Origin of the sequence: Marinobacter sp. C1S70 (genome assembly GCF_000475355.1) — a bacterium.
Taxonomy (GTDB): domain Bacteria; phylum Pseudomonadota; class Gammaproteobacteria; order Pseudomonadales; family Oleiphilaceae; genus Marinobacter; species Marinobacter nauticus.
Genome location: NZ_AXBW01000023.1, coordinates 1 through 22,101 on the forward strand (window position 1 = coordinate 1; position 22,101 = coordinate 22,101).

Annotated in this window: 18 protein-coding genes; 12 read left to right on the plus strand and 6 right to left on the minus strand. The window is 60.7% G+C overall.

Annotated elements, in window-relative coordinates; all coding sequences use genetic code 11:
* Positions 1-598: ATP-dependent helicase C-terminal domain-containing protein (locus Q669_RS07500; RefSeq protein WP_036149178.1), on the plus strand; the 598-nt coding region annotated here is incomplete at its 5' end.
* Here the strand turns inward: Q669_RS07500 and Q669_RS07505 are convergent.
* Positions 552-1,430 carry a translation initiation factor eIF-2B gene (locus Q669_RS07505; protein ID WP_022991802.1) on the minus strand — a complete coding sequence of 293 codons (879 nt, stop codon included), beginning with the start codon at positions 1,428-1,430 and terminating at the stop codon, positions 552-554. The two genes, Q669_RS07500 and Q669_RS07505, sit on opposite strands and share 47 nt — an antisense overlap.
* 54 nt (positions 1,431-1,484) lie before the next feature.
* Positions 1,485-1,850 (minus strand): DUF6746 family protein, encoded by a 366-nt coding sequence (locus Q669_RS07510; RefSeq protein WP_022991803.1) that lies wholly within the window; start codon positions 1,848-1,850, stop codon positions 1,485-1,487.
* Positions 1,851-2,003: 153 nt separating this feature from the next.
* On the opposite strand from Q669_RS07510, the gene Q669_RS07515 reads away from it, so the two are divergent.
* Both Q669_RS07515 and Q669_RS07520 read left to right on the plus strand, forming a co-directional pair.
* Entirely contained in the window at positions 2,004-2,822 is an 819-nt protein-coding gene (locus tag Q669_RS07515) for an ATP-grasp domain-containing protein (protein ID WP_011783656.1), read from the plus strand.
* Between the two features lie 169 nt (positions 2,823-2,991).
* Positions 2,992-4,167, plus strand: coding sequence for a type III PLP-dependent enzyme (locus tag Q669_RS07520; protein ID WP_011783657.1), 1,176 nt, complete (start codon positions 2,992-2,994; stop codon positions 4,165-4,167).
* A 30-nt stretch (positions 4,168-4,197) separates the two neighbouring features.
* Here the strand turns inward: Q669_RS07520 and Q669_RS07525 are convergent, their stop codons facing one another.
* Genes Q669_RS07525 through Q669_RS07540 form a run of 4 tightly spaced genes read right to left on the minus strand, consistent with a single transcriptional unit; the run spans position 4,198 to position 8,697 of the window.
* Positions 4,198-5,400 carry a CynX/NimT family MFS transporter gene (locus Q669_RS07525; protein ID WP_022991805.1) on the minus strand — a complete coding sequence of 401 codons (1,203 nt, stop codon included), beginning with the start codon at positions 5,398-5,400 and terminating at the stop codon, positions 4,198-4,200.
* A gap of 11 nt (positions 5,401-5,411) precedes the next feature.
* Positions 5,412-5,807, minus strand: a complete 396-nt coding sequence (locus tag Q669_RS07530; protein WP_022991806.1) for an ectoine synthase — start codon at positions 5,805-5,807, stop codon at positions 5,412-5,414.
* A gap of 50 nt (positions 5,808-5,857) precedes the next feature.
* Positions 5,858-7,288 (minus strand): GTPase/DUF3482 domain-containing protein, encoded by a 1,431-nt coding sequence (locus tag Q669_RS07535; RefSeq protein WP_022991807.1) that lies wholly within the window; start codon positions 7,286-7,288, stop codon positions 5,858-5,860.
* Positions 7,285-8,697 (minus strand): DUF2868 domain-containing protein, encoded by a 1,413-nt coding sequence (locus Q669_RS07540; RefSeq protein WP_022991808.1) that lies wholly within the window; start codon positions 8,695-8,697, stop codon positions 7,285-7,287. The genes Q669_RS07535 and Q669_RS07540 overlap by 4 nt, the downstream gene beginning before the upstream one ends.
* 87 nt (positions 8,698-8,784) lie before the next feature.
* Between Q669_RS07540 and Q669_RS07545 the strand changes: the two genes are divergently transcribed.
* The 9 genes from Q669_RS07545 to Q669_RS07585 all read left to right on the plus strand — a co-directional run bounded on the left by Q669_RS07545 (position 8,785) and on the right by Q669_RS07585 (position 22,094).
* Complete coding sequence (locus Q669_RS07545; protein ID WP_022991809.1) at positions 8,785-9,147, plus strand: DUF6164 family protein; 363 nt, start codon at positions 8,785-8,787, stop codon at positions 9,145-9,147.
* Positions 9,148-9,400: 253 nt separating this feature from the next.
* A complete protein-coding gene (locus Q669_RS07550; protein WP_022991810.1) occupies positions 9,401-11,503 on the plus strand; it encodes a 3-hydroxybutyrate oligomer hydrolase family protein in 2,103 nt (700 codons plus the stop codon).
* Between the two features lie 136 nt (positions 11,504-11,639).
* Positions 11,640-13,052 (plus strand): sigma-54 interaction domain-containing protein, encoded by a 1,413-nt coding sequence (locus tag Q669_RS07555; protein ID WP_022991811.1) that lies wholly within the window; start codon positions 11,640-11,642, stop codon positions 13,050-13,052.
* Positions 13,053-13,374: 322 nt separating this feature from the next.
* Positions 13,375-14,460 carry a TRAP transporter substrate-binding protein gene (locus Q669_RS07560; RefSeq protein ID WP_014420063.1) on the plus strand — a complete coding sequence of 362 codons (1,086 nt, stop codon included), beginning with the start codon at positions 13,375-13,377 and terminating at the stop codon, positions 14,458-14,460.
* Between the two features lie 78 nt (positions 14,461-14,538).
* Positions 14,539-15,156, plus strand: a complete 618-nt coding sequence (locus tag Q669_RS07565; protein WP_014420064.1) for a TRAP transporter small permease subunit — start codon at positions 14,539-14,541, stop codon at positions 15,154-15,156.
* A gap of 17 nt (positions 15,157-15,173) precedes the next feature.
* Positions 15,174-16,544, plus strand: coding sequence for a TRAP transporter large permease (locus Q669_RS07570; protein WP_022991812.1), 1,371 nt, complete (start codon positions 15,174-15,176; stop codon positions 16,542-16,544).
* A gap of 56 nt (positions 16,545-16,600) precedes the next feature.
* The gene (locus Q669_RS07575) at positions 16,601-17,380 is read left to right on the plus strand and encodes a 3-hydroxybutyrate dehydrogenase (RefSeq protein ID WP_022991813.1); all 780 of its coding nucleotides are present in this window, start codon (positions 16,601-16,603) and stop codon (positions 17,378-17,380) included.
* Positions 17,381-17,396: 16 nt separating this feature from the next.
* Positions 17,397-19,385, plus strand: coding sequence for an acetoacetate--CoA ligase (locus Q669_RS07580; RefSeq protein WP_022991814.1), 1,989 nt, complete (start codon positions 17,397-17,399; stop codon positions 19,383-19,385).
* Positions 19,386-19,850: 465 nt separating this feature from the next.
* The gene (locus Q669_RS07585) at positions 19,851-22,094 is read left to right on the plus strand and encodes an NADP-dependent isocitrate dehydrogenase (RefSeq protein ID WP_011783670.1); all 2,244 of its coding nucleotides are present in this window, start codon (positions 19,851-19,853) and stop codon (positions 22,092-22,094) included.
* The last annotated feature ends 7 nt before the right edge of the window (positions 22,095-22,101 follow it).

Genomic DNA, 22,101 nt, shown 5'->3' on the forward strand with positions numbered 1-22,101 from the left:
GCTGGATGCCGTCCGTCGCAAAGGACTGGATCGGCTGCCCTGGAACGAGGCCGCCCGCCAGTGGCAGGCCCGGGTGCAGTTACTGGCCACACAGTTCCCCGGTCACTGGCCGGATGTGACGGATTCTGCCCTGCTGGCCGGTGTGGAAAGCTGGTTGGCGCCGTTTATGGCCGGCATGCAGCGGTGGTCGGATCTGGCCCGGCTTGATCTGACATCCGCCCTGAACAGCCTGCTCGATTATCCACAGCAACAAGAACTGGATGAACTGGCTCCGAAAGCTCTGGCCATCCCCACCGGCCAGAAGGTGACGCTGGATTACACGGCCGACAACGGCCCGGTGCTAGCTGCCAAGCTGCAGGCCCTGTTTGGCTGGACTGAAACACCGACGGTGGCGGGCGGCCGGGTGCCCGTGGTAACCCACCTCCTGTCCCCGGCCCAGCGCCCGCTGGCCGTCACGGCAGATCTCGCCAGCTTCTGGCAGAACGCCTATCCACAGGTACGAAAAGAACTCCGGGGCCGCTACCCGAAACACCCCTGGCCGGAAGATCCGCTTACGGCCCAGGCTCAGCAGGGAACGAAAAAACGCCCTGCTCGCTGATTCGTCCACTGATCAGCTGCACCGGAACAGGCTCAAAATAGAGGTTGCGAACGGTAATGTGCTGGCCGGCCGGTGCACCGAGTTGGTTCGCCGCCATTTCTTCCAGTGTGACTTCATCGTGTGGCGCCGTGCTGTCCTTGAAGCTGTCTGCCAGCACCCAGAGCGGTTTTGCCTCGGCCCTGGCCAGCAAGGCCAGCGGATAACTGCCCGCCTTGTTGAGAAAGTGGCCATCGGCCAGCCAGGTGTCACAGCCGCACAGCACTAAGTCCGCCTTCGGAACGAACAGCCCCATCTGGGCATCGGTGATCACCGTCACCGGCACGCCCAGTTCATCCAGTTCACGGGCCAGGGTAAAGCCCTCGTTACCGGGACTACCCTGGGTACAGATTACCGAGAAGTTGCGGCCCTGCTGTACCAGTAAACGGAACACTGCCAGTACCTGGGAGCTACGGCTGTGAGTGAAAATTCTGGCCCGCTCCGGAATCCGTGTCGTGGCGATTTCCGCCACACGTTGGTTGGCGGAGGCAATCTGCTCGAGAACCGAGTCCACCACTGGCAGCGCCTGTTCAGCCGCAGAAGCACCGTCCTGGCTGCCTATTAGGCTCTGACGCACCCGTTCAATGGCATTGGCCAGCGGCACCATGCTGGGACGGGCTCCGGCAAGATCGTTAAGCAGTTTTTTGAGAGTATCCGGGGATACTTCACCCGCGGCCAGCCATTGGCGCAACAGCGTCAGTGCTCTGGTTGCCAGCTGGGCGGCACCGGATTGGTTATCGGTACGTACGGTTTCGACAATCTTGCGGGCCGGGAAATCGGGTTCGGGGGTGCCCATGGCTGGCTCCGGTTAGTCAGCGAGTAATAACCGGAGCTTAGCAGCCCGTGGCCGTTACCGGATGATGGACCGGCTCTTTTCCAGATACACCGCGCCTTGCTCTTTCACGGTATCCGGGGCTGCGTGCTCGGAAGCCTTGTGTACTTTCTCCAGCCGCTCGGCAATGTCTTCCAGCTCATGGTCCAGTTTGCCCAGGGCATTTTCCAGAGTGTAGGTGAGCTGATGGACTTCGTTCATCGCCTCTGGTGTCAGATCACCGGCCAACACCTGCTCAAGCCGGTTGTTGTACTCGGAGAAATTGGCCACCGCCTGTTCCAGGGTTTTCGAGGGTTCGCCTTTGTAGTGATCGTACTCATCATCGGCGAAGGCCGGAAGGGTGAACAGCAGGCTGGCAGCGGCCAGCATCAGGTGTTTTGTCATGGTCAGTTTCTCATTAGTGATAACTAATGCGAATTATTGTCAGTATCATTAACTGTGACCATGAGATCGGTCAATTTACGCATAAAATAACCCTTGCCAGGGTTCCAAAGCTGGATAAAATGCAGCCAATTTTCACTCTGTGCGGCTGTCACCATGCACCTTGTCTCATTCAACGTGTTCCGTACCCTTGGCTTTCCCGACACCACTGTACTGAAGCCCGAGCATTTCCTTCGCCACAAGCCGCTGCTGCAGGAGGCGGACTGGGTGCTGTTCCCGGAATACTGGCAGATCAACGCCCTGGTGCATGGCTTGAAGTGCCGGGTGTTCCCCAGTATCGCCAGTTATCGCATTGGTCACGATAAAGTGGAAATGACCCGCGCCTTTCAGGCCGTGGCGCCGGAACACACACCCTGGACCTTGATTGAAGCCAATGGTCCACAGGAACGTGACATGCTGTGGGACACCATGGCCCTGCCTTTCGTGGCCAAACTACCCAAGGCCAGCATGGGCGAAGGTGTGTGGTTGATCGAGTCCCGGGCCGACTGGCTTAAGTATTGTGATCGCACAGATGTTCTCTACGTGCAGGAATACCTTCCGATTGACCGGGATGTGCGGGTGGTTGTGGTGGGTGATCGAGTGGTGACCGCCTACTGGCGTACCCAGGCGGAGCAGGGGTTCTACAACAACGTCGCCAGGGGTGGCCAGATTGTGACTGGCGATGTGCCAGCGGCGGCTACCGATCTGGCCCTGCGCCTGGCCCGGGAACTGGAAGTAGACCATGCCGGTTTTGATATCGCCCTGGTGGAAGGCTATCCCTATGTGCTGGAATTCAACCGTCTGTTCGGCAATCAGGGCCTGGGTCAGGGCAGTGACCTGAAAGACGCCATACTGGATTATCTGCAGCGCCAGAGCCGGCCCCAGGACCCGGATGGCCCCACTGAGCCAACGCCGTTGTGGCCAGTAGCGGTGTGACACAAAATGCTGTGCCATAGGTCCGGTTTCGGTCGCCGGATTTATGGGTATATATGCGCATTTGCGGTGATCGGAAAAAGGCCCGATGATCGCGCCATTCACGGGTAACACAGCCAGTCTGTGCTACCCTTTTTTATGCCCGTTTACCCTGTGGAGGGACACACCACCCATGATCCAGACGCCTAACGCCGATATCGCCGACTACTACAGTGCCGAGACTTTCAAGCGGATCAAGGACTTTGCCGACGGCAAGGAAACCCCGTTTGTGGTGATCGACACCCAGACCATTGACCGTCAGTACGAAGAGCTGGTGGAAGGGTTTCCTTACGCCAAGGTCTATTATGCGGTGAAGGCCAACCCGGCCCCGCAGATTCTGAACATGCTGCGGGACAAAGGCGCGAATTTTGATATCGCTTCGGTGTATGAACTGGACAAGGTGATGGCCCTGGGTGTGACCGGCGACCGCATCAGTTACGGCAACACCATCAAGAAGGCGAAAGACATTCGCACCTTTTACGAAAAGGGTGTGCGCCTGTATGCCACGGATTCCGAGGCAGACCTGCGCAACATTGCCAAGGCTGCCCCGGGCTCAAAAGTGTATGTGCGTATTCTGACTGAAGGCACCCTGACCGCCGACTGGCCGTTGTCCCGCAAGTTTGGCTGCCAGACCGATATGGCCATGGATCTGCTGATCCTGGCTCGTGATCTGGGCCTGGTGCCCTATGGTGTGTCGTTCCACGTCGGTTCCCAGCAGCGCGAAATCGGTGCCTGGGACGCCGCCCTGAACAAGGTAAAGGTGATTTTCGAGCGCCTTAAGGAAGAAGACGGCATTGAGCTGAAGATGATCAACATGGGCGGTGGTTTCCCGGCCAACTACATTACACGGACCAATGAACTGGGGGTGTATGCGGAGGAGATTGCCCGTTTCCTGCACGAGGACTTTGGTGACGACCTGCCCGAGATCATCATCGAGCCGGGGCGATCGCTGATTTCCAATGCCGGTGTGTTGGTGAGTGAGGTGGTGTTGATTTCACGGAAATCCCGCACTGCCCTGCACCGCTGGGTGTTCACCGATGTCGGCAAGTTTTCCGGGCTGATCGAGACCCTGGACGAGTCCATCAAGTTTCCGATCTGGACCGAGAAGAGCGGTGAAGGTGAGGATTGTGTGATCGCCGGGCCGACCTGTGACAGTGCCGATATCATGTACGAGCATCACAAGTACCCGCTGCCGCTGAATCTGGCGATCGGAGACCGGATGTACTGGCTGTCGACCGGGGCCTATACCACCACCTACAGCGCCATTGAATTCAACGGGTTTCCTCCGTTGAAGGACTACTATATCTGACCGTGAGTTAGTGCAGTATTTCAGGAAGGATCAGCTTTCGGGCTGATCCTTTTTTCGTTTCAGGTCCAGGGTAAACGCCAGAGGCAACACCAGCAGGCTGTAGGCCACCATGGTCATCACTGCATGACGGGTGTCGCCGGTCCAGTCGGCGAGCAGGCCGCCGAGCATGGGTACCGAGAAGGCCATGGTATAGCCCACCAGGAAGGTGCCGGCAGACAGCCGTCCGGTTTCGGCGGAGTTCACCAGTAATGGCGGCAGCGCCACTAGCAGGATCAGCAGAATGCCGGCCACGAAACTCATCAGCGTGGCGCTGGCAATGAACCACCAGCCTTCGAGCACCAGAGTGCCGGCGGTACCGGCAATGCTGAGAACTGCCATGACGACAATGAAGGTACGGCGGCCGACCCAGGCCCGTGCCATTTTCAGCATCACCAGGGACGCAAAGACTTGGGCGATGTTGTACCAGAACAGGGCCTCGGACAGCATGCCGATACGCCCCTGTTGTTCCAGCAGGTTACCCATGTAGGCGTTGAGGCCGAAGAACATGGAGCCGGAAAGCCCCAGCAGCAGGCCCAGGCGCAAGGTGAGCGGGTTTTTCCAGTCGGGCAGCCAGGCGGCTTTGCGTGCGGGCCGGGCCAGGTCCCGTTTGGGCAGAAACAGGGCGGCGGCCACCAGCAGTGCCGGCAGCGACCAGGCCAGCATGGTGGCGCGCCAGCTGTTGTCCAGCAAAGGCATGAGAACCGGCAGGGTAATACCGGCACCGATGAATTCGCCCATGAGCATGCCGTTCATGTATATGGCCGAGCCCAGGGCAATGTGGTGGGGTTCCAGCCAGCGCGGCAGCAGGGCTGGCAGTGCCGGTTGCATCATCGCCACACCCAGGCCCATGACGGCGCTGGCTATCATCAGGGTGAAGGTGTCCGGTACCAGACCACGGCCGGCTGAGCCGATCACCATGATCACCATGGCCAGCGCCAGGGTGTTTCTAGGGCCAATGCGGGAGATGGCCAGTGAACCAGGCATGGCGCCAATGGCCAGCATCAGGATGGGCAGTGTGGTCAGGGCGCCGGTCAATGCCTGGGTCAGGGCCAGCTCATCACCAATGAAGGGCGCCAGCGGCGGGGCCACCAGCACAGGTATACGCAGGTAAACACCGGCCAGCCAAAGCAACACCGCCACCGGCAGCAATCGGGCTGGCGGTGGCGGTGTGGTCGCGGCGGTTTGAAATGCCACGGCGGAGCGAATCAGTCTTCGCTGGTATCCGGCAGGTAAGCACCGTCTTCGTCGTGCACTTCCCGGCCGGTCACCGGCGGGTTGAAGGCGCAGATCAGGCGCATGTCTTCAGTGCCGCCGTACAGGGTGTGACGGTCGTGCTTGTCGAGGGCGTACAGAGTGCCATCGGTGATTTCGTGCACTTCGCCGGTGGCGAGATCCTTGATGCGGCCGTTACCCGCCACGCAGTAAACCGCTTCCAGGTGGTGCTTGTACCAGAAGGTGTGCTCGGAACCGGCCTTGATAATGGTTTCGTGGAAGGAGAAGCCCATGCCATCCTTCTTCAGCAACAGGCGGCGGCTGGTCCACTGCTTGTCGCTGACTTCACGCTCGGTACCGATAATGTCTTGCACTCGTACGATTTTCATTCGCATTCCTCATTTTGTGATGGAATAGCCATACAGTATAAACATGCGGCTCAGGCTCGATTCAACCGCCAGTCGTCGTAAGCGGCCATGGCGCGCTCGATGGCGGCGGCAAAATGTTCCCGCTGCTGATGGGCCAAAGGCCGCTGTTTCCGGCACCGATCAAAGGCTTTCTGGATTTCCCGTCGACTGGTTTTGTCGAGCTGGTCCAGCCAGTGGTGGTCGGCCGGTTCCAACTCCAGCAGGTCTCGCCCGGCGTGGTTCCGCTGGCTGATATGCCACCAGTGATCCACCGCCCGCCCTAACACAACATAGCCGAACTGGCTGTCCTGTACAGGCCCGAAGCTGGCGGTTTTCAGGCCGTCCTTCATGGGCCCGATGCTCAGTGCCGGCAAAACCAGGCGATCGCCATAGAAGTAACTGCCGGCAGCGCCAATCAGCCCCCCGAGCAGGGCGCCAGTGCCCAGCGACGAGCCAAACGTTACGGCATCAATGCCGGCACCACTCACCGCTCCGGCGCCAAAGCCCGCGGTGGCCAGATAGCGCTTGCTTACCGCCCAGTGTTTGCGGGTGTCCTCGGAAAACAGATCGTGCTGGCTGTGCCACTGCAGTTCCGCTTCCTGGCGCCGGATGCGCTGATGCTGGTACAGGTGCTCGATGTCGATCCTGAGGGTCTGTTCCCGCTGGCGTTGGTGCCGGTACCAGCGATCCCGCAGGGTCTCGGCGAGGCTGGCATCGCTGGTTTCGGCGATCTGGTTGAGCGTTAGTGTGCGTCGTTCCTGGTAGGACATCAGGTCTTCCAGGGCTCTGGCAAACAGGCCCGCCGCCTGGAGCCGGCGCTGGCGGCGCTGTTCGGACAGGAACCGGGTGGCCCGTTCCAGCGGTGCTTCCCAGTCCGGTTCCAGCTGGCCGAAAGCCCGTAACAGGCTCAGATGTTGCTCAAACGGGGCGCGAACAGCGTCGAACTTGCGGACAACCTGAAAGAACTGGCCCAGTGCGGCCTGCCAGGTGTTACTGTAATCGTCCTCACCGATACTGTTGATCAGCGCCAGGCTCGGACGCCCGGTCCAGCGCAGAATGGTCATCTCCGCCTCGTGCTCGGCACTGTAGGGAACCGAGCCATCCACCACGTAGATGATCCCGGCGCCTTCCACGATCGGTGCCAGCAACTCACATTCATCGACAAACCGGTCGTCGCCCCGGTGCTGGAGCACAAAAGCCCGCACGGTTTCCGGGTGATCCGAGGCGGAAATGCTGTGGGCTTCCAGCCACTGCAACACACGCCTTGGGCGCTGGAAGCCCGGGGTATCCACCAGGGTGTAGAGTTTCCGGCCGTCAACGGTCAGCGGATAATCCTGCCGGGCCCGGGTGGTACCGGGTTCCAGGGCAATGGCGATGGCATCGTTCTGGGACAGGGTGGCGACGACACTGGATTTGCCCTTGTTAGGGTGGCCGACCACGGCGAATACCGGAGCTTTGGTCATGGCTGTGCCCTCCCGGCCAGATAGGGGTTGGGCTCGCTGGTCGGTGGCAAGGCCACCGAAGCAAAGCCCGGAGCCAGGCGTTCTGTAAACCGAAGCCAGGGCTGAACCAGGTGGGCCTGCGGTGGCTGGTTCGGATCGCTTGCCAGCGGAAGCAGGGTTACCCGGCTATTCGAGGGCCAGCGCTCCCGGGCGGTCTCCAGAAAATCGTGCAGCTCGCCGGTGGGCGGCTCCCAACTGCGGGTGACGACAATGACTGCCGGATGTTCCTGGCCGGCCAGATGGACGCTTACTTGTGCCAGTACGTCTTCATCCTGGGCCAGACTGGCCCGGCCTCCGGCCCGGAAAATTCGGCAATCCGGTGCCTGCAGGCGTTGGGGCAACTCCGGTTCGCCGGCACCGGCCCAGCAGATCATCAGCGGGGTGTCCGGCAGTTGGTCTGGCTGGGCCCGGGTGCGGGTGTCTGGCAGGTCGGCAGCATCGTTGTGGCTGCTACCGGTATCCAGGGTGGCGGTTTCCATCCGGTATAACAGAGCCTTCATGCCGGGATGGCCGGCCAGCAGCCGAGTGGCACGACGGCGTAGCAGGCTTTGGCTGAGAACCAGCAACAGCACGCGCGGTATCACCGTCCAGGTCAGCCATAACATAACCACGAAGGGCCACCACTGGCCCCAGCGTGAAGGCTCGACTCCGGTTGTGACAGTAGCGGCGCGAAAGAACCGGGTTACTTCCACCAGCTCCAGGGATGGCACGGCGGAAGGCCACAACCAGGACCAGGGCGCCGCCAGGGCGCTGACCAAATGGTGGTAGCCGGAAGCGGCGGTATCCAGAGTGGTGCTCCAGCCAAAGGCCAGGTCCTGGACCACCACCATGATCAGCAGCGTGGCCAGGCCGGCAAGACCAAAAGCAACGCCGCCGGCGTGGGCCGCCCGCGCCATCAGTAGTGGCTGGAGCCGGGCCCGGGTCGGGCTGGCGTGGTCCAGGTGCAGACGTTTCAGCAACCAGCGCCAGGGTTGCCAGCCGACTATGGCCTGTACCGTGGTGGCCAGTGCCAGCAGCAACTGGAACAGCACAAAGGTCAGAATCACGGTGATGTTGATGCGCTGGCCGCTGTCATAGAACAGTAGACCCAGCATGGTCACGATGCCCATCAGGCAACCGGCACCTGTGAAGCCGCTGGTTGCCCGGCGCCAGAGTTTCAGTTCCCGACGGCCAGCCGTCATGGTGCCGCCGGGGCCGGACAGTCGATCCATGTGTGCCAGCCAGCGCGAAGGGCTGGGCTTTATTCCCTGCTGTTCGCAGTCCAGAGCAAAGCGCCGATCCCGGCGGTGGAGAAAGGCGGGGGGCTGATCCCTGTCCCGCTGGATGCGGTCGTCAAAATCCAGCAGCAGACGAAGGGGGTTCGGGCTCATTCAGTGTCCTGATGCAAGTTCGGTCGTGGGTGCTTTGCTGTTAGCATATAGGCAATTACGATCCTGATACCAGCCAATGGACGCGCCATGCCCCATCACCTGATGAATCTGCGCCATGTACCCGACGACGAGGCCGACGAGATCCGGGCTCTGTTTGAGGAGCATGGGGTGCGCTACTACGAGACCCCGCCCAGCCGCTGGGGCATCAGCATGGGCGGCTTCTGGGTTCACGATGCGGAGGAGGCGGCCCGCGCGAAGGCGTTGCTGGATGAGTATCAGCGCCAGCGTTTCGAGAGGCAGCGCCAGGCCTATGAGCAAGGCCTGGCCCGCGGCGAAATCGGTGGTATCGGCTCCATGTTTCGACGCTATCCGCTGCGGACTCTGGCGGCCTGCCTGGCCATCGCTGCAATTGCGGCAATCAGCTTGCTGCCCTTTGTCCGAATAGGCTAGTTTCGCTGCCCGTTGTCTGGTTTTTCAGACAGTGTTCGGTCTGCCGGACAGTCTGCGGCCAGCGGCGATGCTGCGCGCGTGCCATGCCATTGCACGCGCAACCGCTGTCCGGAATTCCGGAATAGCCCCCTCTCAAGTGCCAGTAATTTTTCATTTTTCTAAATATATTCATGGTCTTGTCCGGTTGGCACAGGATCCGCATGGGCCGTGGCGCCCATGGGGCCGATTCAACAACAACAAACAAGGACCGACCATGAAACGAATGATGCTCTGCACCCTGATAGGTGCTGCCACGGTAACGCTCACTGCCTGCAAGAAGGACGAGGTGTTCAACTCCTTGCCTGATTTCCTGGTGAGCGATGTCCAGCAGTTTGCTTACGATGGCAATACCGATGATCTTCTTACCGCTGGCCTGGGGCCGGAGGGTCTGGCCAGTGCCACACCACCGGCGTTTGTCGATGCCCTGAATCCGACACCGGCAGAGTTGCGCCGGCTGGCCATCTACAACAATTACCGGGCGCTGGTGGATACCGCACCCGGCGGAGGTTATGGCAGCCTGTTTGGCCCGGCCGTGGGTAACGCCAGTGGCCGAATTCCGGGCCAGGAATTCATTGCCCTGATGCAGGTGCCGGGCGCCACTGTGCCGGTGACGGTAATGGCCCAGGTGCCCGACAGCTTTGATCCGGATTTTCCGTGCATGGTAACCGCGCCCTCCTCGGGTTCCCGCGGGATCTACGGCGCCATTGGCACCGCCGGGGAGTGGGGCCTGAAAAAGGGCTGCGCAGTGGTTTATACCGATAAAGGCACCGGTACCGGCGCCCATAACCTCGCCACAAACACCGCCCAGTCCGTGAACGGAACACTCACCATGGAACCTGAAGAAGCCTTGTTCCGGGCAGATCTGGACGCTCAGAGCCGGGATGATTTCAATAGCCAGTGGCCGGATCGCTTCGCCTGGAAACACGCCCATTCCAAACAGAACCCGGAGGCAGACTGGGGCCGGCATGTGTTGCAATCCATTGAGTTCGGCTTCTATGTGCTGAACACACTCCATGGCCGGGAACTGGGTAATGGTGAAAATCTCCGAACTATCAACCCGAGGAACACCCTGGTGATTGCCTCCAGTGTTTCCAACGGCGGCGGAGCCTCGGTGCGGGCGGCGGAACAGGATGAGAAAGGTCTGATTGATGGTGTGGCGGTGTCTGAGCCCAATGTGAATCCCCTTGTGGACCGGAGTTTCAGCATTCGTCAGGGCAATGGCCCTGCACTGACGGAACACAGCCGCAGCCTGCTGGATTACACCACCGCGCTGGCGGTGTACCAGGGTTGTGCCAACCAGGCCCCCGGCATCCGCGATCTCGCCCCCCTGAACGGCGTGTTCAACCCGCCGGTGACTGGCCAGAGCATCTGCCACTCCCTGTTCAATAAGGGGCTGGTGTCGGGCGCTACTCAGGATGACTGGGCCCTCGATGCGCAACGGATCCTGAACGAGGACTTCGGGGTGCAGCCGGAGCAGAACCTGCTGGCGCCGGTGCATTTTGGCCTGGCGGTCGCCCAGAGCATTGCCATGACCTACGCCAATGCATACGGCCGCGCGGGTGTTGAAGACAGAGTGTGTGGCCTGAGCCTGGCGGCGACCGGCAGTGCCGGGGCAGTGGTGCCACTGATGCCTGCGGCCGAGGCGGCGCTGTTTGCAGCGAGTAACGGCATTCCGCCCTCGGCTGGTGTCAACCTGGTCTACGACGACGCTGAGGGCCAGCCCACGAACCTTGCCGTTAGCGCTTCGCCCAGTTCCAGCCAGGTGGATTACGGGCTGGATGCCCTGTTGTGCCTGAGAAGTCTTGCCGAAGGCAGGGATGTGGTGACCGGCGAGCCCCTCGAGGGCGATCGGGCCGAGCTGCATGAAGCCATTAGCCGTGGCATTTCAGCGGTGCGGGCCAGCGGAGACCTGCAGCGCAAGCCGACGGTGTTTGTCACCGGGCGGGCCGATGCCATCCTGCCCATCAACCACACCTCCCGGCCCTATGTCGGCCTGAACCAGGCAGTGGAAGGCCGCCACAGCAACCTGCGCTATTACGAAATACTCAACGCCCATCACCTGGACGTGCTCAACGGCTTTCCGGGCATCGGTGACCGCTATGTGCCGTTGCATCACTACTACTTCCAGGCACTGGATCTGGTGTGGGCCCATCTCGTCGAGAAGCAGCCGCTGCCGCCCAGTCAGGTGGTGCGCACGGTGCCCCGGGGCAGCCTGACCACGCCCCTGACCCTGGCGAACCTGCCGCCCATTCAATCCGAACCGGCGGAAGCGGACCGGATTGTCTTCACCGGTAACCAGTTGCAGATCCCGGACTGATTACCGACGGTTGAAATGCCACCTTTGGAGGTTTGCCCCCGCACCGGGGGCTTCCTATACTCCCGTGACGGCGTCCGGAAATCCGGACGCCCAAGGATTGCCCATGAAACCATCCCCACCCGTGAGCACGCGGACTATGAGCGAGTTGTTTACCAACAAGAACAAGAGCGGCCTGACCCGTGACCTGATCGAAGCCCTGTTCCCGATGTTTGAGGAGGCCAGTGCCGGTGCCATCGCTGTTGACCGTGAGACCAACATCACCTGGATCAACAGCAGCTATTCCCAGCTGCTGGGCCTGGTGGACCCTTCCCACGCCATTGGCAAACCGGTGCGCAAGGTGATTCCGCAGACCCGGATGCCTGAGGTGGTGGAAACCGGGAAGCCCCTGCTGTTGGACATCATGGAACACAACAAGCAGCAACTGGTGGTCACCCGACTGCCGTATTACGACGATCAGGGCGGCATTGTCGGTGCCGTGGCCTTCGTGCTCTATGATGATCTGCAACCGCTGACGCCGCTGGTGTCCAAATACCGGCGCCTGCACCGGGATCTGGCGGCGGCCCGCAAGGCACTGGCGAAGAAAAGCCGGGGCACCCGCTACAGTCTGGGCGATTTTGTCGGTGGCAGTCCGGCGGCCCTTGAGGTGAAGCGCCGGGCGCGACTGGCGGCAGGCCGGGACATGCCGGTACTGCTGCTGGGGGAAACCGGCACCGGCAAAGAGGTGCTGGCCCAGGCTATCCATGCGGTGTCGCCCCGGGCGGACAAGCCGTTTGTTGGTGTGAACGTGGCGGCGGTGCCGGAAAACCTGCTGGAGGCGGAATTCTTCGGTGTCGCCCCGGGCGCTTACACCGGTGCCGACCGTCGTACCCGGGAGGGCAAGTTCCAACTGGCCAACGGCGGTACGCTGTTTCTGGATGAGGTGGGGGATATGCCGCTGCCCCTGCAGGCCAAGCTGTTGCGGGCATTGCAGGAGGGCGAGATCGAGGCCCTGGGTTCGAACACGGTGACGACGGTGGATGTGAGAGTGATTGCGGCCACCAGTCGCAACCTGGAGGCCATGATTGCGGAAGGCAGCTTCCGCTCGGATCTTTATTACCGGCTGAATGTGCTGGAGATCAATATCCCACCCCTGCGGGACCGATTGGCCGATCTGGGTGTGCTCTGCGAAGCCCTGCTGGGTGAAATCTGCGAGGGTCAGGACATGCGTGGCGAGATTACCGATGCCGGCGTCGCGGCGCTGGGCAGTTACGACTGGCCGGGCAACATCCGGGAATTGCGCAACGTGCTGGAGCGGGCCCTGACCATGAGTGAGGATGGCGATTTACTGGATGCGGACGCGATCTTTAAAGTGCTGCCCCGTGCTGGCCAGCGTCTGGTCTCGCCGGTGCCCGCTCGCTCTGTGCGTCCGCTGGCCCGCATTGTGGCTGAGGCTGAAGCCCAGGCCATTGAAGAGGCCCTGGTGACCTGCCGTGGCAACCGGACCAAGGCTGCCCGGCTGTTGGGGATTTCCCGTTCCGTGCTCTACGAGAAGTTGGCCAGATTGTCCTGATTTCCGGACGGCTGTCCCGTTACCCGTACAATCACCTACGACCATTGTCGATGAGTGTCCGGATTTCCGGACAGCTGCCTTGACTCCAGAACTGCCTGAAATATCTATCTGCATGAAATAAAAGGCATTATCGGCTGTGGCACGGTGTCTGCTATAGCCTGTTTGCAGGACGTCAGAACAACGCAAGAAAACAAAGCTGGCGCAAACTCGTTGGACCCGACCCAAAGTCAGCTATGGTTTCCTGCGTTGTCTGATCAATTTCAGACGTAGCCCGCCGGCAAGAACCGGTGGCTGTACGACAACAACAAAAAGGATCCATTTCATGTCGATCAAGCATAAGCTTTCAAAACTGACCTATGGCATTACCGCCGCCGCGGTTATCACCGGTGGTCTGGCCAGTGCGGACGCCGTGGCCGCAGAGAAGGTTCGCTGGCAGGTTCCTCTGGCGTTTCCATCCCATCTCGTGGGTCTGACCACACCGGTCAAGCACCTTACCGAGAATCTCAAGAATATCTCCGGTGGCGATATCCAGCTGCGTTATTACGAGCCGGGCGAACTGGTGCCGCCGTTCGAAATCATGGACGCCGTTGGCAGTGGCAAATACCCCGCCGGTTACACCTGGGTCGGCTATGACCAGGGCACCATTGCTTCGTTGCCGCTGTATTCCGGCGCACCCTTCAACATGGAGCCACCGGCGTATCTGGCCTGGTACTACGAGGGCGATGGCCGCGAGCTGCTGGAAGAAATCTACGCGGAGCGCAACATCCACCCGATGCTGTGTTCCATCATCGGCCCGGAAGGCGCTGGCTGGTTCGCGCAGCCCATCGAGGGCATGGACGACTTTGACGGCCTGAAGATCCGCTTTGCCGGCATTGGCGGCAAGGTCCTGGAGAAGCTGGGCGCATCGGTAACCATGGTGCCGGGTGGCGAGATCTACCAGGCCCTGGAGCGCAAGACCATTGATGCCACCGAGTTCTCCCAGCCGGCCATCGACAAGATGCTGGGCCTGGATCAGATCATCAAGAACTACATCATGCCTGGCTGGCACCAGACCCTGACCACCTCGCACCTGCTGGTCAACAAGGACACCTGGGACAAGCTGGAGCCGCAAACCCGTGCCCTCATCGAAATGGGCTGTGAGTCGGCCACTCTCAAGGGGTTTGCCGAGAGCGAGTGGGCCCAGCCAACCGCCCTGCGTGACTATGAGAAAGAAGGCGTAACCGCCCAGACCCTGCCGGAGCCTGTCCTGCGGGAGCTGCAGAAGGTCACCAACGAGGTGCTGGACGAAATCGCCGCCAAGGACGAAATGTTCAAGCGCGTTCTCACCAGCCAGCGTGAGTTCATGGAACATCACTCAATCTGGCACTCCAAGGGCTACCTGCCCCGGGATTTCTACCAGTACGACTGATCAGCGGATGATGATCATGGCAGGCGGCGTTGATACCGCCTGCATTCCCTCTCTGCATCCGGACTATTCGAGGTTGTTGTGACTGATACCAATGTCTCCGGGGGTGAGCAGTCCCCGGCACCGGGCGAGGATTTTCTGCCCACCAACGCCCTGGCCTGGCGCCTGGATCGCCTGGTGGTGGCGGTCGGCCGTTTTGCTTCCTGGCTGTGGATCGGTGTACTGGTGGTGGTGCTTATCAACGTGTTTTCACGATACGTGCTGTCTCAGGGTTCCATTGCACTGGAAGAGCTGTCCTGGCACCTGTTCGGCACTGCCACCATGCTGACCCTGGGCTACGCCGTGGTGCGTGACGACCACGTGCGGGTCGACGTGCTGAAAGAAAAGTTCCCGCCCCGGGCCCAGGCCGTCATTGAATTGCTGGGCATTGCCCTGCTTGCGCTGCCGGTGATCTACCTAATGGTGGAAGTGCTGGTGCCCTACGCCTGGAAAGCCTGGACCTACAGCGAGCGTTCCCAGGCCCCGAGTGGTCTGCCGTACCGGTTCATTTTCAAAAGCATGCTGCCGCTGGGACTGATCTTCGTGATGATCGCGCTGTTCTCCCGGTTCCTGCGTTGCGCCACGTTCCTGTTCGGGTTCCCCCGGGCCGTAACGCCCCCTGAAGACGATCGCCGGTCTACCGGCCATCCCAATCCCTGAATCACGAGGCAGACGTCATGGGTGTAGAAGCGATTCTTGTTATCGCCATGTTCGCCAGCTTCATGGTGCTCCTGCTGCTGGGGTTCCCGGTAGCCTGGTCACTGGCGGGTATTGGTCTTGTGTTCGCCATTGTCGGACACGTGATGGTGGAGTATTTCGACTCCCCGCTCTGGTTTACCTGGCAAGGCACCATGGGGGTGCTGGATGCCAGAATCTACGGCATTGTCGCCAATGAATTGATGGTGGCGCTGCCGATGTTCATTTTCATGGGCATCATGCTGGACCGCTCCGGCATTGCCGAGAAACTGATGCACAGCCTGGTGCGGGTGCTTGGCCCGCTGCGTGGCGGTTATGCCATCACCGTGGTGATTGTCGGCGTGCTGCTGGCCGCCTCCACCGGTATTGTCGGGGCCTCCGTGGTCTTGCTGGGCATGTTGTCCCTGGGGCCGATGATGCAGGCCAACTACAACAAATCCCTGGCCGTGGGCACGGCCTGTTCCGTGGGTACCCTGGGTATCCTGGTGCCACCCAGTATCATGCTGGTGCTGATGGCGGATCGCCTGGGTACCTCAGATGCCTCGGTTGGCAAACTGTTCATGGGGGCGCTGATTCCGGGCATCATGCTCGGGGCCATGTACATCCTGTACATTCTGATAGCGTCGTTCCTGAAAAAAGACCTGGCGCCTGCGCCGAAGAACCGGGAGCCGCTGGATGCTCGGGCCTGGCTGGATGTGCTGAAGGCGGTGCTGCCACCGATGGCCCTGATCATTGCCGTATTGGGCTCGATTTTCTTCGGCATTGCCACTACCACAGAAGCCTCGGCCGTGGGTGCCGGTGGCGCCATGTTGATGGCCTTTGTCAGCAAGCGCCTGGACATGGCCACCCTGAAAGAATCCCTGTACCAGACCAGCCGCACCTCGGCCTTCATCTTCGGCATCTTTATCGGTGCCACGGTGTTTGCCTCGGTGCTGCGTGGCCTGGGTGGTGACGAGGTGATTGAAAGCGCCATTACCGGGCTGCCTTTCGGTACCACCGGGGTCCTGCTGACGGTGCTGTTCATCACCTTCCTGCTCGGTTTCTTCCTGGACTGGGTGGAAATCACCCTGATCATTCTGCCGCTGGTGGCGCCGGTGCTGTTCAAGATGGGCGTGGAGCCGGTGTGGTTTGCCATCATGTTCGCCATCTGCCTGCAGACCTCGTTCCTGACGCCACCGGTGGGTTTCTCACTGTTCTATATCAAGGGCGTGTGCCCGCCGGGCATCACCACACGGCATATCTATCTGGGCGTACTTCCGTTTATTGCTCTGCAGTTGCTGGCGCTGGCCCTGGTGTTCTGGTTCGAGCCGCTGGCCACCTGGCTGCCCAACGAGGTATACGGAGGGGGCTGACCGGCCCTCCTTGCGGATTCCAATAACAATTCCAACCCTGAAAGGAGACTGTGACCATGCGTCTTCACAATCAAGTTGCCCTGATTACCGGCGCCGGCCGGGGCATTGGCCGCGCCATTGCTGAACATTACGCCCGCGAAGGGGCCCGGGTGGCGGTGGCAGACCTGACCCTCGAAAGCGCCGCCGACACCGTGGCAGCCATTGAACAGGCCGGCGGCACGGCCCTGGCCCTGGCCATGGATGTCACCGACGAACAGGCGGTTGACCAGGGCGTGGCTACCATCGTTCAACACTGGGGCAGGCTCGATGTCGCCCTGGCCAATGCCGGTATCCAGCATATCGACCCGGTGCACAAGCTGGCCTATGCCGACTGGAGCAAGGTGATGAACGTGCACCTGGACGGCGCCTTCCTGGTGACCCGGGCGGCCCTGCGCCAGATGTACGCCCAAGGTGGGGGTACTATGCTCTATATGGGCTCGGTACACTCGGTGGAAGCTTCGCCCCTGAAAGCACCCTATGTCGCCGCCAAGCACGGCATGCTGGGCCTGTGCCGGGCGGTGGCGAAAGAAGGTGCGGAGCACGGGGTGCGCAGCAACATTATCTGCCCCGGCTTTGTGCGCACACCGCTGGTGGACAAGCAGATACCGGAGCAGGCCAAAGAGCTGGGCATTTCCGAAGAAGAAGTGATCAGCAAGGTCATGCTCAAGAACACCGTGGACGGGAAGTTCACCACCCTGGAAGACGTATCAGAACTGGCGGTGCATCTGGCAGCCTTCCCGTCCGCTGCCCTGACCGGCCAGTCGATCGTGGTCAGCCACGGCTGGCATATGCAGTAATTTTCTGGAGAGACGGATGAGCAACACAGAACAATCACCGGTTGTCTGGACCCCGGACCAGGACACCCTCACCCGTTCCCGCATGGGCCAGTTCAAGGCCTGGCTGGAGCAACAGGGCTTTGGCCCCTTTGATGATTACCACGCCCTGCACCAGTGGTCGATTACCGAACTGGACACCTTCTGGCAGAAGGTCTGGGACTACTGCGGCCTGGTCTGCGAGACACCGGCCAAACAGGTGCTTGGCAACCGGGAAATGCCCGGTGCGGAATGGTTCCCGGGCATGAAACTGAATTTTGCCGCCAACCTGCTGCGGCTGGCGGACGGCGACCATGCTGATAGAGAAGCGGTGGTGGCCTACTGTGAAACCCGCCCGGTACTGCGCAAGACCTACGCCGAACTGAAAGCCGACGCCGGTGCTCTGGAAGCCTTCCTGCGCAGCAAGGGCATTGCCAAGGGCGACCGGGTGGCGGGTGTGGTCACCAATGGCTATGAAGCCCTGGTGGGCATGCTGGCGGCTACCAGCCTGGGCGCGATCTGGAGCTCCGCATCACCGGACTTCGGCATCGGCGCCATCAACGACCGCTTCGGCCAGATCGAGCCCTCAGCCCTCATTGTGGTCAACGGCTACGGTTATGGCGGCAAAGTGTTCGCGCGCCAGGCCGACTTCGCCGAGCTGATCGCGGGCCTGCCCTCCCTGAAGGTGGTGGTCAGCATTGCCCAACTGCCCGATGAAGCACCGATCTCCGGCGAACTGGTTACCACCTGGGATGAGGCCCTGAAAGCCGGTGAAGGCGAGGCTCCCTCGTTCACCCCGGTCGATCCGGATCACCCGGTGTACATCCTCTATTCCTCGGGCACCACCGGCAAACCCAAGTGCATCGTGCACGGTACTGCCGGCTTGCTGGTTAACCACGCCAAGGAACTGATGCTCCATGGTGATGTTGGCCCGGAAGACCGCTTCCTGTACTTCACCACCTGCGGCTGGATGATGTGGAACTGGCAGGCCTCTGCCCTGATGACCGGCGCCGCCGTAATCACCGTCGACGGCTCCCCGGGTTACCCGAGTCTGAATTTCCTGTGGGAAACCGTAGCGAAAGAACGGGTCACCCACTACGGCACCAGCGCCCGTTTCATCGCCGGCTGCCGCAAAGCTGAACTGCAACCGGCGAAAAACCTGGACCAGAGCCACCTGCGCGTGGTGTTCTCCACCGGCTCCCCGCTGTTGCCGGAAGACTACGACTGGATCTATACCGACGGTGCTCCCAACGTATTGCTGGGCTCCATCGCCGGCGGCACCGACATCTGCGGCTGCTTTGTGGGATCAACACCACTGTTACCGGTGCGAAGAGGTGAAATCCAGTGCCGCTTCCTGGGCGTGGACGCGGTCGCCTACGGCGACGACGGCCAGCCGGTCAGCGAAGGCCGGGGCGAACTGGTCTGCCGCCAGCCGTTGCCCTCAATGCCGGTCAGCTTCTGGCAGGATCCAGACGGTGAACGCTATCGTGATGCCTACTTCAATACCTTCCCCGGCGTCTGGGCCCACGGCGACTTCATCGAATTCACCGAACATGGCGGCGCCATCATCTACGGCCGCTCCGACGCCACCCTCAACCCCGGCGGCGTGCGCATCGGCACCGCCGAAATCTATCGTCAGGTGGAAACCGTTGACGCGGTTAAAGACAGCCTCGTGGTCGGACGCCAGATCGACGGCGACGTGGAAGTGGTGCTGTTCGTGGTTCCGGCCGAAGGCCAGACTGTCACCGACGACCTGGTCAAAACCCTGAAAACCCGAATCCGCGAAGGCGCCAGCCCCCGACATGTGCCCAAACACATTGTCGAGGTGCCGGACATTCCCTACACCCGTAGCGGCAAAAAAGTGGAACTCGCGGTGGCCCGGCTGATCAACGGCTCCAGGAAAGCCGACAACCGGGATGCACTGGATAACCCGGAAGCGCTGGACCGGATTCGGGAACGTTTGGCGCAAGCAGGGTTGTTGCCCGACTGATTCTGGATAAAGGGGAATGTGAAGTGTGCCGATATGGGCTGTTTTGTCGACAAAACAGCCCATATTTGCGAACTCTGCGACGATGAAATTGGACTACCCGTACAGCGTTTGGGCGTGGCAGGGGGAGAGCTTTCCAAAACCTTGCGGAGCCATGGATGGCGGAGCAGAGCGTACAGGGAGGTATTCACAGCGTGTTTTGGAAAGCTCTCCCCCTGTCACGCTTACCCCTTACCTGATAAATGTTAGAAAGTTTCGTAAATTCCCGCCATTTCATCGTCCTGTCACGGAAGATCAGGCATTTTAAGTCCGTTCTTATACTAAGATCGTAACCAAAATTTTGTAAAAAATGCTATCTTAGTAGGTCTATCAAAAGTTCCGAATCAGTCACTGGCCCGACCGGACGTTCACAAGACGCCCGACCGCGCCATGACCGTCCTGAACCCACCCAATAGCCTGAGGACGAAAATGACATCATCCAAAGCCAAGATTGTCTACACGTTGACCGACGAGGCCCCCGCCCTCGCCACCCGGTCACTGCTTCCCATCCTGGAAACCTTCGCCAAGCCGGCTGGCATCGACTTCGAAACCAGCGACATCTCTCTCGCGGCGCGTATTCTGGCAGGCTTCCCGGACTACCTTGAGGAAGACCAGCGGGTTCCGGATGCCCTGGCTGAATTGGGTGAGTACACCAAGGATCCGGACGCCAACATCATCAAACTGCCGAACATCTCCGCCTCCATTCCCCAGCTGCGTGCCGCGATCAAAGAACTGAACGAGCAAGGCTACAAGGTGCCCGAGTACAAGGAGCACCCGGAGACCGACGAAGAGAAAGAAATTCACGCCCGTTACAGCAAGGTGCTGGGCAGTGCCGTTAACCCGGTACTGCGTGAAGGTAACTCCGATCGTCGCGCGCCGGCCGCGGTCAAGGCCTTCGCACGTAAGTACCCGCACACCATGGGCGAATGGAGCCCGGCCTCGCGTACCCACGTGGCGCACATGCGCGGTGGCGACTTTTACTCCAGCGAGCAGTCCGTGACCCTGGACAAGGCCACCAACGCCCGCATCGTGTTCGAGAACAAAAAGGGCGAACAGACCGTTCTGAAATCCGACCTGCCGCTGCAGGAAGGCGAAGTGCTCGACGGTATGTTCATGAGCAAGAAGGCGCTGGTGAAGTTCTTCGAAGACGCCATTGCCGACTGTGAGAACACCGGCGTGATGTTCTCCCTGCACGTGAAAGCCACCATGATGAAAATCTCCCACCCGATCGTGTTCGGTCACGCGGTGAAGGTTTTCTACAAGGAGCTGTTCGACAAGTACGGTGAGCTGTTCCAGGAAATCGGTGTTAACCCGAACAACGGCCTGTCGTCCGTGATCGAGAAGATCAAGCAACTGCCGGAATCGAAGCAGGAGCAGATTCAGGAAGACCTGCACGCGTGCTACGAGCACCGTCCGGAAATCGCCATGGTCGATTCTGTTAAAGGGATCACCAACCTGCACGTGCCGAGCGATGTCATTGTCGACGCCTCCATGCCGGCGATGATCCGTAACTCCGGCAAGATGTGGGCCCGTGATGGCAAGCTGAAGGACACCAAGGCGGTGATGCCGGAGTCCACCTACGCCACCATCTACCAGGAAGTGATCAACTTCTGTAAGACCCACGGCGCGTTTGACCCCACCACCATGGGTACCGTTCCGAACGTGGGCCTGATGGCGCAGAAAGCCGAAGAGTACGGCTCTCACGACAAGACCTTCGAAATGAAGGAAGACGGTGTCGTGCGCGTTGTGGCCGAAGACGGCACTGTCCTGACCGAGCACAAGGTTGAGGAAGGCGATATCTGGCGTGCCTGCCAGACCAAGGATCTGCCGATCCGCGACTGGGTCAAGCTGGCGGTTAACCGTTCCCGCTCCAGCGGCATGCCGGCGGTATTCTGGCTGGACGATGAGCGTGCCCACGATGCCCAGCTGATCAAGAAGGTCAAAACCTACCTGGCTGAACTGGACACCGAAGGTCTGGACATTCGCATCATGTCTCCGGTTCGCGCCATTCGCTGGACCATGGAGCGTCTGATTCGCGGCCTGGACACCATCTCTGTCACCGGCAACGTGCTGCGTGACTACCTGACCGACCTGTTCCCGATCCTGGAGCTGGGCACCAGCGCCAAGATGCTGTCCATCGTGCCGCTGCTGAACGGCGGTGGTCTGTATGAGACCGGTGCCGGCGGTTCCGCGCCCAAGCACGTACAGCAGCTGATTCAGGAAAACCACCTGCGCTGGGATTCCCTGGGTGAGTTCCTGGCCACCGCGGTGTCTCTGGACGAGCTGGGCGAGAAGCAGAACAACGAGCGTGCCCGCCTGCTCGGCCAGACCATGGACAAGGCCACCGAGCGACTGCTGGAAAACAACCAGTCTCCGTCGCGGGTAACCGGCGAGCTGGACAACCGTGGTTCCCACTTCCACCTGGCCCGCTACTGGGCGGAAGAGCTCTCCAAACAGGATGAAGACAAGGAACTGAAAGAATTCTTCACCAAGCTGTCTGCCCAGTTGGAGGAGAACAAGGACAAGATCCTGGAAGAAATGACCGTGGTGCAGGGCCATCCGGCCGATATCGGTGGTTACTACCACCCGCCCATGGAGAAGGTGTGCGAGGTCATGCAGCCGAGCGCCACGTTCAACAAGATCCTGGCCGAGGCTCGGGATTCCGTGAAGTAAGGCCAGT

Excerpts from the sequence above, each read along its gene's own strand:
- Q669_RS07505 (WP_022991802.1), bottom strand. The coding sequence starts at position 1,430 with ATGGGCACCCCCGAACCCGATTTCCCGGCCCGCAAGATTGTCGAAACC.
- Q669_RS07510 (WP_022991803.1), bottom strand. The coding sequence starts at position 1,850 with ATGACAAAACACCTGATGCTGGCCGCTGCCAGCCTGCTGTTCACCCTT.
- Q669_RS07515 (WP_011783656.1), top strand. The coding sequence starts at position 2,004 with ATGCACCTTGTCTCATTCAACGTGTTCCGTACCCTTGGCTTTCCCGAC.
- Q669_RS07520 (WP_011783657.1), top strand. The coding sequence starts at position 2,992 with ATGATCCAGACGCCTAACGCCGATATCGCCGACTACTACAGTGCCGAG.
- Q669_RS07530 (WP_022991806.1), bottom strand. The coding sequence starts at position 5,807 with ATGAAAATCGTACGAGTGCAAGACATTATCGGTACCGAGCGTGAAGTC.
- Q669_RS07535 (WP_022991807.1), bottom strand. The coding sequence starts at position 7,288 with ATGACCAAAGCTCCGGTATTCGCCGTGGTCGGCCACCCTAACAAGGGC.
- Q669_RS07540 (WP_022991808.1), bottom strand. The coding sequence starts at position 8,697 with ATGAGCCCGAACCCCCTTCGTCTGCTGCTGGATTTTGACGACCGCATC.
- Q669_RS07545 (WP_022991809.1), top strand. The coding sequence starts at position 8,785 with ATGCCCCATCACCTGATGAATCTGCGCCATGTACCCGACGACGAGGCC.
- Q669_RS07550 (WP_022991810.1), top strand. The coding sequence starts at position 9,401 with ATGAAACGAATGATGCTCTGCACCCTGATAGGTGCTGCCACGGTAACG.
- Q669_RS07555 (WP_022991811.1), top strand. The coding sequence starts at position 11,640 with ATGAGCGAGTTGTTTACCAACAAGAACAAGAGCGGCCTGACCCGTGAC.
- Q669_RS07560 (WP_014420063.1), top strand. The coding sequence starts at position 13,375 with ATGTCGATCAAGCATAAGCTTTCAAAACTGACCTATGGCATTACCGCC.
- Q669_RS07570 (WP_022991812.1), top strand. The coding sequence starts at position 15,174 with ATGGGTGTAGAAGCGATTCTTGTTATCGCCATGTTCGCCAGCTTCATG.
- Q669_RS07575 (WP_022991813.1), top strand. The coding sequence starts at position 16,601 with ATGCGTCTTCACAATCAAGTTGCCCTGATTACCGGCGCCGGCCGGGGC.
- Q669_RS07580 (WP_022991814.1), top strand. The coding sequence starts at position 17,397 with ATGAGCAACACAGAACAATCACCGGTTGTCTGGACCCCGGACCAGGAC.
- Q669_RS07585 (WP_011783670.1), top strand. The coding sequence starts at position 19,851 with ATGACATCATCCAAAGCCAAGATTGTCTACACGTTGACCGACGAGGCC.